Origin of the sequence: Streptomyces apricus, assembly GCF_008369065.1 — a bacterium.
Lineage (GTDB): Bacteria > Actinomycetota > Actinomycetes > Streptomycetales > Streptomycetaceae > Streptomyces > Streptomyces apricus.
In genome coordinates this window covers 75336-85710 of the sequence record NZ_VDFC01000023.1, presented here as the reverse complement: position 1 = coordinate 85710, position 10375 = coordinate 75336, and the positions used below count along the sequence as shown (strand labels likewise).

Here is a 10375-nt window from a genome sequence, read left to right as displayed (position 1 = left end):
GGGGAGGGCGCTGCGCATGAGGACCGTCGCCGTCGTCGGCGCCTCGCTGTCCGGGCTGTACGCGGCCCGCGAGCTGCGTGCCCAGGGGTTCGACGGGCGGCTGGTGGTCGTCGGGGACGAACCGCACCTCCCGTACGACCGCCCGCCCCTGTCCAAGGACTTCCTCACCGGCCGGACGGACGAGGACCGGCTCGCCCTCGGCGACGCCGAGGAGATCGGCGCACTCGACGCGACCTGGCTGCTGGGCGTCCGCGCCCGCGGACTCGACGCCCGCGGCCGCTCCGTCCTGCTGGCCGACGGCCGCACCGTCCCCTGCGACGGCGTCGTCATCGCCMCGGGAGCCTCGGCCCGCCGGCTCCCGGGCCGCGAACGCGCCGGCGTCCACACCCTGCGCACCCTCGACGACGCCCGCGCCCTGCGCGCCGACCTCACCGCCGGGCCCCGGCGCGTCGTCGTCATCGGCGCGGGCTTCATCGGTGCCGAGACCGCGTCCTCGTGCGCCGCGCTCGGCCACGAGGTCACCGTCGTCGAGGCGGCCCCGCTCCCGCTGGTGCCCCAGTTCGGCCCGCGGATGGCGGCCCTGTGCGCCGCGCTGCACCGGCGCCGCGGCGTCCGGCTGATCACCGGTACAGGCACGGCCGCACTGCACGGCACCGGCGCGGTCACCGGGGTGGAGCTCACCGACGGCCGCCTCCTGCCCGCCGACGTCGTGGTCGTCGGCATCGGCGCCGTCCCCAACACCGGCTGGCTGGCGGGCTCGGCGCTCGCACCGCACGACGGGGCGCCGGGCCACGCGACCCTGCGCGACGGGGTGCCGTGCGACGACGGCTGCGTGACGGCGCTGCCCCAGGTGGTCGCGGTCGGCGACGTGGCGCGCGTCGGCGGCAGCCGCGCGGAACACTGGACCAGCGCCACCGAACAGCCCCGCGTCGCCGTGCACAACCTGCTGGCCGGGCGCACCGCGCAGACCGTACGCACGCTGCCCTACTTCTGGTCCGACCAGTACGGCGCGCGCGTCCAGTTCGCCGGACGGCGCCTGCCCACCGACACCGTGCGCATCGCGGAGGGCACGGTCGAGGACGGTGCGCCAGGTCAGGACGGTTTCCTCGCGGTGTACGAGCGCGAGGGCCGCACCACCGCGGTCCTCTCCGTGGACCGCCCGCGTCCCTTCCTGCGGATCCGGCGCCAACTCGGCCGCCCGGCAGGGGCGATGGAGGTGGCGACCCCCTAGAAGGCGTCTTCGGGCGGCCCTACGAGTGGGACAACTGCCCCGCGCCGCGCCGCCGCTGTATCCGGACCCTGGCCCGCTCCGCCGTCCGCTCCTGCCGCCTGGCCCGGCGCCGCTCGCGCCGCAGCGCCCGCGCCGTGCTGCTCGGCTCCGACACCACGCCGTTGCGCTGGTTCCACACCTGGCGGGTCACCCAGACGTCCAGCGCGCCCCAGGTGGCCACCACCGTGCTCGCCACGCTGCTCAGCACCATGGGGAACGCGAGCCAGGAACCGGCCATCGTGCAGAAGAAGGCGATCGTCGCCTGCATCAGGGTGACCGCGATGATGAGGACGGCCCGCACCGCGGAGTTGCGCACGGGATCGGGCAGCCGCCTCTTGCTCGCCGGCTCCTCGACCCACAACGGCCGGTAGTACGCCCGCTCCTCGGCCTCCTCGGCCCCCGGAGCCGTGAGCTCCTCGGCCACGCGCTCCCCGGGCTCCGGGGCGCGCATGCGACCGGCCGCGACGTCCGTCGCCGCAAGGTCGGCCGGAATGTCATGGCCCGTGGCCCGTGAGGGCCGTTCCGCCTCCGCGAGCGTCGCGACGCCCGCCCCTGCCGCTGCGTACCGCTCCGCCGTGCCCATCAACCCGTCACTCCCCACCGCCTGACAACAGCTCACCCCGGTGTCGTGAGACTCCGGCTTCCCCTCGGCTGCCCGGCTTGCGCTCTGTTACGCCGCCCGGGGCGGTAACGGCACCTGTGGCCGACTCCGCCTCCATCTTCTGTACAGACAGACGATCGGCGTAAGCCGAAGATTCCCGGTGACCGAAAATTTCCGGCCAATCCGGCTGCCGTACGGACTGGATCGTCCTCATTGTCCCGTGTCGGATTCGGGGAGGCAATCTCCCGCAATGGGCGGACAACTGCGGACGTCCCGCCCCGCCGCACGGCCCGCCGCCCCAAACAGGCCTTCGAGATACCTGTGTGTCGGTAGTAGGCTCGCGCCGTTTGTTGACGCACATGTGTGCCCCCGCCGACGGGGGCCGAGCTGGGGGAGGCCATGCGCTTTCGCGGGAAGTCCATCCGCCGGAAGATCGTGGCGCTGCTTCTCGTGCCGCTCGTGTCCCTGACCGGGATCTGGGGCTTCGCCACCGTCCTCACGGGGCGCGAGGTGAACCGGCTGTTCGACACGACGTTCATCGTCCAGGAGATCGGCTACCCCACCGAGGACGTCATCAGCGTCCTGCAGCACGAGCGCCGCCAGACCCTCGTCTACCTCGCCGACCCCCGCGCCTCCGACGCCCTCGCCGACCTGCGCCGCACCCGCGCCGCCACCGACGAGATCGTGTCGAAGATCCGCCGCAACGCCAGGGACGGCGACGTACGGGACGAACTGGGCTCCGACTCCACCGAGCGCCTCACCGCGATCCTGGACGCCTTCGACGGGATCGGCTCGCTGCGCCAGAGCGTGGAGGACAACACCGTCACCCGCGCCCAGGCCCTCGACCTCTACAACCGCCTCGTGGACCCCTGTTACATCCTGCTGGCCAACCTCCAGGTCCTGGACAACGTGGACGTGGACAAACAGGGCCGCGCCCTCGTCAACATCTCGCGCGCCCGTGAACTGCTCGCCCGCGAGGACGCGCTGCTCGGCTCCGCGCTCGTCGTGGGCCGGGTCACCCGCGACGAGGCCCGCGACGTCTCCGACCTGGTCGCCCAGCGCTCGATCATGTACGAGACCAACCTGCCGCAGCTGCCCTCCGCCGAGCGCGTGCGCTACGACCGCTACTGGAAGAACGCCGGCACGGCGCCCCTGCGCGTGGCCGAGCAGTCCGTGCTCGCCTCCGCGCCGGGCACCCCCCGCGGCGTCAGCGCCAAGAGCTGGGACGGCCTGGCGGACAGCGTCCTCGACGGCCTCGACAAGCTCGACACCCAGGCGGGCGACCGCTTCCAGGACCGTGTCAGCCCCGTCGCCGTCGGCGTCATCGTCAAGGCCGCCATCGCCGGCATCCTCGGCCTGGCCGCGGTCCTGTTCTCGCTCTTCATGTCCGTACGCATCGGCCGCGGCCTCATCCGCGACCTGCACCGGCTGCGCCAGGAGGCCAACGAGACCGCCGGGGTGCGGCTGCCCAGCGTGATGCGCCGCCTCTCCGCCGGCGAGCAGGTCGACGTCGAGACCGAGGTGCCGCGCCTGGAGTACGAGAAGAACGAGATCGGCGAGGTCAGCCAGGCCCTCAACAGCCTCCAGCGGTCGGCCGTCGAGGCCGCGGTCAAGCAGTCCGAACTGCGCAGCGGCGTCTCCGAGGTCTTCGTGAACCTCGCCCGCCGCAGCCAGGTCCTGCTGCACAAGCAGCTCACCCTGCTCGACACGATGGAGCGCAGGACCGAGGACACCGACGAACTCGCCGACCTCTTCCGCCTGGACCACCTGACGACCCGGATGCGCCGCCACGCCGAGGGCCTGGTCATCCTCTCCGGAGCGGCCCCCTCCCGGCAGTGGCGCAAACCCGTCCAGCTGATGGACGTCGTACGCGCCGCGGTCGCCGAGGTCGAGGACTACGAGCGCATCGAGGTCAGACGGCTGCCGCGGATGGCCGTCACCGGTTCCGCCGTCGCCGACCTCACCCACCTGGTGGCCGAACTCCTGGAGAACGCCACGGTGTTCTCCCCGCCGCACACGGCCGTGCAGGTCCTCGGCGAGCGCGTCGCCAACGGGTTCACCCTGGAGATCCACGACCGCGGACTCGGCATGACCGCCGAGGCACTGCTCGACGCCAACCTCCGCCTCGCCGAGACCCCCGAGTTCGAGCTCTCCGACACCGACCGGCTCGGCCTCTTCGTGGTCAGCCGCCTCGCCCAGCGGCAGAACGTACGCGTCTCGCTCCAGCCGTCCCCGTACGGCGGGACGACCGCGGTGGTCTTCGTGCCGGACGCGCTGCTCTCGGACGACGTGCCCGACACCAACGGGACCGGGTTCCGGCTCGACCGCACGCCCCCCGCCAAGGGCGCCCGCAACGCGAAGCACCCGGCCGACGAGGGCCGCAGGAGCGCGCTGTCCCAGGTGCCCGTCCCCCTGTCCGGCCTGTCCACCTCGATCCTCGACGGACCGGTCGAGCTGGAGGCGCCCGTCGAGCTGGACGCCCTCGGGGACTTCCCCGGCGCCCTCGACGAGGACGGCGAACACGGCGGCGTCTTCCGCCCGCGCCGCTCCGTCACCGGCGACGGCGAGCAGCAGGACGGCGCGCTGCCGGGCCGCCGGGCCCCCAAACTCGTCAGCTCCCACGGGCGTCCCGTCGGCGGGGCGGCGAAACCGCCCCAGCCGTCCCAGGCGTCCCAGGAAGCCGCCGAGCGCTCCGGCGCCCTCGAAGAGCTGCCGCAGCGCTCCAGGAGCACCAGGCGGGGCCCGGCGCCGCGCACCGCGGGCGACCCGCTCGCCGTGCGCCGGGGCGCGGCCGACGGCCGGGGCGGCGAGCAGGACGCAGCGGGCGCACGGGGACCGGAAGGCCCGGACGGCGAAGTCCCCGCCCTGCCCCAGCGCAGGTCGCGCCGCGCGATCGACCCGGCCGGTACGCGTCCCGGCCCGGACACTTCGCGCCCCGGCGCCCAGGCAGGCGGCGACGCCCGGCCCGCCGGTCCCGCTGCCGGTCCCGGCGGCGGCGCGCTGCCCCGCCGCGTACGGCAGGCCAATCTGGCCCCGCAGCTCATGGAGACGCCGGACGACCGGCACGGCACGGGCCGCGGGGCCGGGGCGCCGGACCCCGCGGAGCGCGACGCGGACGAAGTACGCAGCCGCATGGCCTCGCTCCAGCGCGGCTGGCAGCGCGGCCGCGAGGAGAACGCCGCGGGCGACGCGCCCCGCGACGGCACAGCACCAGGAACGAGCGAGGGAGACGGTCGATGACCGGACCGAAGGCCGCCGGCCACACCACGACCACCACGGCCACGGGGGAGCTCAACTGGCTGCTCGACGACCTGGTGGCCCGCGTGGCCAGCATCCGCAAGGCACTCGTGCTCTCCGGGGACGGCCTCCCCACGGGCGTCTCCAGCGAGCTGACGAGGGAGGACAGCGAGCACCTGGCCGCCGTCGCCTCCGGGTTCCACAGCCTCGCCAAGGGCGTCGGGAGCCACTTCAAGGCGGGCGGCGTCCGCCAGACGATCGTCGAGCTGGACGAGGCGTTCCTCTTCGTCACGGCCGCCGGCGACGGCAGCTGCCTCGCCGTCCTCTCGGACGCCGACTCCGACGTGGGGCAGGTCGCGTACGAGATGACCCTGCTGGTGAAGAGGGTCGGCGCGCACCTCACCGCCGCCCCGCGCACCGATCTGTCCGCCGGCGGGTAGTGGGACGCCATGAGCGCAGACGGTCAGGGGACGCCCCACTGGTTCGACGACGAGGCCGGACCGGTGGTCCGTCCGTATGCCATGACGCGCGGTCGCACCAGCAGCCCGGGACAGCACCGCCTCGACCTCATCGCGCTGGTGGTGGCGGAGCGGTACGCCGAGGACCGGGAGGCGGACCAGGCGCTGTCCCCGGAGCACGTGGACATCGTCGAACTCTGCCGCCAGGCACCCCAGTCGGTCGCCGAACTGGCCGCCGAACTGGACCTGCCCGTCGGGGTCGTGCGCGTCCTCGTCGGCGACCTGGTCGAGGACGAACTGGTCCACGTGAGGAGACCGGTGCCCCCGGCGGAGCTGCCGGACGAGAGCATCCTGCGCGACGTGATCAGCGGTCTGCGGGCCCTGTGAACCGCATGCCCGCGAAGCAGATGTCGAGAAGCGAGAGAAGAGACCGATGATCTTCGGGCGCACTGAACGCGGCGGGCCCCCGGTCGAGCCCGTCACCCTCAAGATCCTCGTCGCGGGCGGCTTCGGCGCGGGCAAGACCACCCTGGTCGGCGCCGTGAGCGAGATCAAGCCGCTGCGCACCGAGGAACTGCTGACCGAGGCGGGCCGCCCCGTCGACGACACCAGCGGGGTGGAGGGCAAGCACACCACCACGGTCGCCATGGACTTCGGCCGGATCACGCTGCGCGAGGACCTCGTCCTCTACCTGTTCGGCACCCCCGGCCAGGACCGCTTCTGGTTCCTGTGGGACGAGCTCGCCACCGGCGCCCTCGGCGCCGTCGTGCTCGCCGACACCCGCCGCCTGGAGGACTGCTTCGCGGCCGTCGACTACTTCGAACGGCGCGCCATCCCCTTCGTGGTGGGCGTCAACTGCTTCGACGGCGCCGCCCGGCACCCCGTCGAGGACGTCCGCCGGGCCCTGGACCTGGACTCCGCGGTCCCCGTGGTGCTGTGCGACGCCCGGGCCCGGGACTCGGTCAAGGACGTCCTCATCGAGGTCGTCCGGCACGCCATGGCGCACGCGGCCGAACGCCGTCACACCGTCACCGGCTGAGCCCCGCGGCCGGGCCGACCTCCGCCGGCCGGGCGAACCGTGCTCCACGCGCGCGCGTGGAGCACGGCCCGGGCGGCTCAGCCCGCGCCCTCCTCGTGCCAGCCGAAGCTCTTCTCCACCGCCTTGCGCCAGTTGCCGTACTCGCGGTCGCGCACCGACGCCTCCATGGACGGCGTCCACTCGACGTCCTTCTGCCAGTGCGCCTTCAGCTCGTCGAGGTCGTTCCACACCCCGGTCGCCAGTCCGGCCGCGTACGCCGCTCCCAGGCAGGTCGTCTCGGAGACCTTCGGGCGGATCACCGGCACGTCGAGCACGTCCGCCTGGTGCTGCATGAGCAGGTTGTTGCCGGTCATGCCGCCGTCCACCTTCAGGGTGGTGATGGGCACCCCGGAGTCCTGGAACATCGCGTCCACCACTTCGCGCGTCTGCCAGCTCGTCGCCTCCAGCACGGCCCGCGCCAGGTGTCCCTTGGTGACGTACCGGGTCAGGCCCGTGACCACTCCGCGCGCGTCGGAGCGCCAGTACGGCGCGAACAGGCCCGAGAACGCGGGCACGATGTACGCGCCGCCGTTGTCGTCGACGCTCCTCGCGAGGGTCTCGATCTCCTCGGCGCTGCGGATGATGCCGAGCTGGTCACGGAACCACTGCACCAGCGCCCCGGTGATCGCGATGGACCCCTCCAGGCAGTAGACCGGCGCCTCCGAGCCGATCTTGTAGCCCATCGTCGTCAGCAGCCCGTTCTTCGAGGGCACGGGCTGGTTCCCGGTGTTGAGCAACAGGAAGCTGCCCGTCCCGTACGTGTTCTTGGCCGTGCCCACGTCGTAGCAGGCCTGCCCGAACACCGCCGCCTGCTGGTCGCCCAGCGCGGACGCCACCGGGACCCCGGCGAGCTGGCCCACGGCGGTCCCGTACACCTCGGCCGACGACCTGATCTCCGGCAGGACCGCCTCGGGGACGTCCATCGCGGACAGGACGGACGCGTCCCACTGGAGCGTGGCGAGGTTCATCAGCATGGTGCGCCCGGCGTTGGTGACGTCGGTGACGTGCCGGCCGCCGTCGGTGCCGCCGGTGAGGTTCCAGATCAGCCAGGAGTCGATCGTGCCGAACGCGATCTCGCCGTGCTCGGCGCGGGCCCGCAGCCCCGGCACGTTGTCGAGCAGCCAGGCCGCCTTGGGTCCGGAGAAGTAGCTGGCCAGCGGCAGCCCGGTCTGCTCCCGGAACCGGTCCTGCCCGTCCGTGCCGCCCAGTTCGCCGCAGAGCGCGGAGGTACGGGTGTCCTGCCAGACGATCGCGTTGTGCACGGGCTTGCCGGTGGCGCGGTCCCACAGCACCGTCGTCTCGCGCTGGTTGGTGATGCCCAGCGCGCTGAGCTGGTCGGCGCGCAGCCCGGCCTTCGCGAGCGCGCCCGCGACCACGGCCTGCACCTTCGACCAGATCTCCGTGGCGTCGTGCTCCACCCAGCCCGGCTTGGGGAAGATCTGGCGGTGCTCGCGCTGGTCGACGGCGACGATCCCGCCGTCCTGGTTGAAGACGATGCAGCGGCTGGACGTGGTGCCCTGGTCGATTGCGGCGACGAACTTGTCCGTCATGACGTCCCCTTCGTCGGGATCTGCGGAGGCCGCGCCAGGCCCTGTCGCCGGCCGGCAGGCGGGATGTGAACGACAGGCCTAGAAGGCGGCATTGAAGACGAGTCCGGACAGCGCTCCGCCGATCAGCGGCCCCGCCACCGGGATCCACGAGTAACTCCAGTCCGACGTCCCCTTGTTGGGGATCGGCAGTACGGCGTGGGCGATGCGCGGGCCCAGGTCGCGGGCCGGGTTGATGGCGTACCCCGTCGGACCGCCGAGCGACAGACCGATGCCGACCACCAGGAACGCGACGATCAGGATGGCCGTACCGGACTGGCCGAGCCCCTCGGTGAGCCCGAAGGCCAGGATCGGCAGGACCAGGCCGACGGTCGCGATGATCTCCGTGATCAGGTTCGCCACCGGATTGCGGATCTCGGGCGCGGTGGAGAAGATCCCGAGGGTCGGCTGGGCGATCTCGTCGTCGGCATTGGCCTGGAACTGCGCGTAGTAGACCAGCCAGCACAGCACCGCCCCGAGGAACGCGCCGACCATCTGACCGGCGACGTAGAGGTGGACCTGGTCCCAGTCCCCGGTGTCGATCGCGATGCCGAGGGTCACCGCCGGATTGAGGTGCCCGCCGGACAGCGGCGCGGCGGTGTACGCGCCGGCCAGGACGCCGAAGCCCCAGCCGAAGGCGATGACGATCCAGCCCGCGTCCTTCGCCTTGGAGTAGTTCAGTACGACGGCGGCGACCACGCCGGCGCCGAAGAGGATCAGGATCGCCGTGCCGATGACCTCACCGACGAAGACGTCTCCGTTGCTCATGGCGGCTCCTAGGCCCAGGTCCGGGGCGATCCGCCCCGGGCCACGGTGCGTTGCGGTGACTGCTGTAGCCGAGGGCAGGGAGATGCCGCCCCGCCCGGCATCCGTGACGAGCGTGCCGTAGCAGTCGAATCGCCCGTGGGGGGTGTCCTGTTGACGCAGCGGTGACGCGGGTGAGAGCCCGCGCGGCGCGGTGCCTGAATGCGCCGGAGTGCGACGACGCCGACTGACACCGGAAGTGTTCACCGGCGCTGTGGGAGCGTCAAGGTCGCACGCGAGAACGGTTCCGGCGCATGTTTTCGGCCTCCGGGCCTCCGCTTCCGGCCGCCGCCCCGGGGCCTCACCTGACGGCGATCACCGACGAACCGTGCCCGAACAGCCCCTGGTTCGCGGTGATGCCCACCCGGGCCCCCGCGMCCTGCCGGTCGCCCGCCGTGCCGCGCAGCTGCCGGGTCAGCTCGCAGACCTGGGCGATGGCCTGCGCGGGAACGGCCTCCCCGAAGGAGCAGAGCCCGCCGCTGACGTTCACCGGGATCCGCCCGCCGTGCGCCGTCGCGCCCTCCCGCAGGAGCGCGGCCCCTTCGCCCTCGCCGCACAGCCCCAGATCCTCGTACCACTGCAGCTCCAGGGCGGTGGACAGGTCGTAGACCTCGGCGAGCGAGAGGTCGCCGGGGCCGACGCCCGCCTCCTCGTACGCGGCCCGCGCGATCGACGCACGGAACGTACCGCCGGTGCCGGAGGCCTCGCCCGTACCGGAGGTCCCACTCGTACCGACGTCCCCGCCCGTCCCGATGTCCCCGCCCGTCCCGGCCGCCGGGTCCGTCGCGATGTCGGGCAGGTCGAGCACGGTGCTGGGGTAACGCGGCGTCACCGTGGACACCGCGCGGATACGCACCGGATCCGCCGCCCCGTGCCGCCGCGCGAACTCCATCCCGGACAGCACCAGCGCCGCGGCGCCGTCCGAGGTCGCGCAGATGTCCAGCAGCCGCAGCGGATCGGCCACCACCGGCGACGCGGCGACCTCCTCGGCGGTGACCCGCTTGCGGTAGCGCGCGTTCGGGTTCAGCGCCCCCATGGCCGCGTTCTTCACCTTGACCCGCGCGAAATCCTCCGGCGTGTCCCCGTGCACCGCCATCCGCCGTCGCGCGTACAGCCCGAAGTACACCGGGTTCGTCGCCCCCAGGAGGCGGAACCGCAGCCAGTCCGGATCATCGGGGCGGTCCCCGCCCGCGGGCCGGAAGAACCCCTTCGGCGCTGCGTCCGCGCCCACCACGAGCACCACGTCCGCGAGTCCCGCGAGGATCTGCGCCCGCGCCGTGTCCACGGCGTGCGCGCCCGAGGCACAGGCCGCGTACACGCTCGTCGCGCGGGCCCCCTGCC

General features: G+C 73.2%; 9 protein-coding genes. 5 read left to right on the top strand and 4 right to left on the bottom strand.

Translation table 11 applies throughout. The annotated features are described in order from the left end of the window. Positions 1-16: 16 nt before the first annotated feature. A complete protein-coding gene (locus FGF04_RS07725) occupies positions 17-1231 on the top strand; it encodes an NAD(P)/FAD-dependent oxidoreductase (protein WP_149510496.1) in 1215 nt (404 codons plus the stop codon). Between the two features lie 19 nt (positions 1232-1250). On the opposite strand, the gene FGF04_RS07720 is transcribed toward FGF04_RS07725, so the two are convergent. Further along, positions 1251-1853 carry a hypothetical protein gene (locus FGF04_RS07720; RefSeq protein ID WP_149510495.1) on the bottom strand — a complete coding sequence of 201 codons (603 nt, stop codon included), beginning with the start codon at positions 1851-1853 and terminating at the stop codon, positions 1251-1253. Positions 1854-2270: 417 nt separating this feature from the next. On the opposite strand from FGF04_RS07720, the gene FGF04_RS07715 reads away from it, so the two are divergent. The 4 genes from FGF04_RS07715 to FGF04_RS07700 are packed head-to-tail and all read left to right on the top strand — an operon-like array spanning position 2271 to position 6605. Next, the gene (locus FGF04_RS07715; RefSeq protein WP_149510494.1) at positions 2271-5111 is read left to right on the top strand and encodes a nitrate- and nitrite sensing domain-containing protein; all 2841 of its coding nucleotides are present in this window, start codon (positions 2271-2273) and stop codon (positions 5109-5111) included. Continuing rightward, positions 5108-5548 carry a roadblock/LC7 domain-containing protein gene (locus FGF04_RS07710; RefSeq protein WP_149510493.1) on the top strand — a complete coding sequence of 147 codons (441 nt, stop codon included), beginning with the start codon at positions 5108-5110 and terminating at the stop codon, positions 5546-5548. The genes FGF04_RS07715 and FGF04_RS07710 overlap by 4 nt, the downstream gene beginning before the upstream one ends. A 9-nt stretch (positions 5549-5557) precedes the next feature. Then, on the top strand, positions 5558-5953 hold the full coding sequence (locus FGF04_RS07705; protein WP_149510492.1) for a DUF742 domain-containing protein: 396 nt from the start codon (positions 5558-5560) through the stop codon (positions 5951-5953). 46 nt (positions 5954-5999) lie between these two features. Continuing rightward, positions 6000-6605: a GTP-binding protein gene (locus FGF04_RS07700; protein WP_149510491.1), complete on the top strand. Its 606-nt coding sequence runs from the start codon at positions 6000-6002 to the stop codon at positions 6603-6605. Between the two features lie 77 nt (positions 6606-6682). On the opposite strand, the gene glpK is transcribed toward FGF04_RS07700, so the two are convergent. The 3 genes from glpK to FGF04_RS07685 all read right to left on the bottom strand — a co-directional run. Further along, positions 6683-8194 (bottom strand): glycerol kinase GlpK, encoded by a 1512-nt coding sequence (gene glpK / locus FGF04_RS07695; RefSeq protein ID WP_149510490.1) that lies wholly within the window; start codon positions 8192-8194, stop codon positions 6683-6685. A gap of 78 nt (positions 8195-8272) precedes the next feature. Beyond that, positions 8273-8998 (bottom strand): MIP/aquaporin family protein, encoded by a 726-nt coding sequence (locus FGF04_RS07690; protein ID WP_149510489.1) that lies wholly within the window; start codon positions 8996-8998, stop codon positions 8273-8275. Positions 8999-9335: 337 nt separating this feature from the next. Further along, the coding region (locus tag FGF04_RS07685; RefSeq protein ID WP_149510663.1) for a thiolase C-terminal domain-containing protein at positions 9336-10375 on the bottom strand (1040 nt) is incomplete at its 5' end.

Coding starts and splice junctions, on each gene's coding strand:
- FGF04_RS07715 (WP_149510494.1), top strand. CDS start 2,271: ATGCGCTTTCGCGGGAAGTCCATCCGCCGGAAGATCGTGGCGCTGCTT.
- glpK (WP_149510490.1), bottom strand. CDS start 8,194: ATGACGGACAAGTTCGTCGCCGCAATCGACCAGGGCACCACGTCCAGC.
- FGF04_RS07690 (WP_149510489.1), bottom strand. CDS start 8,998: ATGAGCAACGGAGACGTCTTCGTCGGTGAGGTCATCGGCACGGCGATC.
- FGF04_RS07710 (WP_149510493.1), top strand. CDS start 5,108: ATGACCGGACCGAAGGCCGCCGGCCACACCACGACCACCACGGCCACG.
- FGF04_RS07700 (WP_149510491.1), top strand. CDS start 6,000: ATGATCTTCGGGCGCACTGAACGCGGCGGGCCCCCGGTCGAGCCCGTC.
- FGF04_RS07705 (WP_149510492.1), top strand. CDS start 5,558: ATGAGCGCAGACGGTCAGGGGACGCCCCACTGGTTCGACGACGAGGCC.
- FGF04_RS07720 (WP_149510495.1), bottom strand. CDS start 1,853: ATGGGCACGGCGGAGCGGTACGCAGCGGCAGGGGCGGGCGTCGCGACG.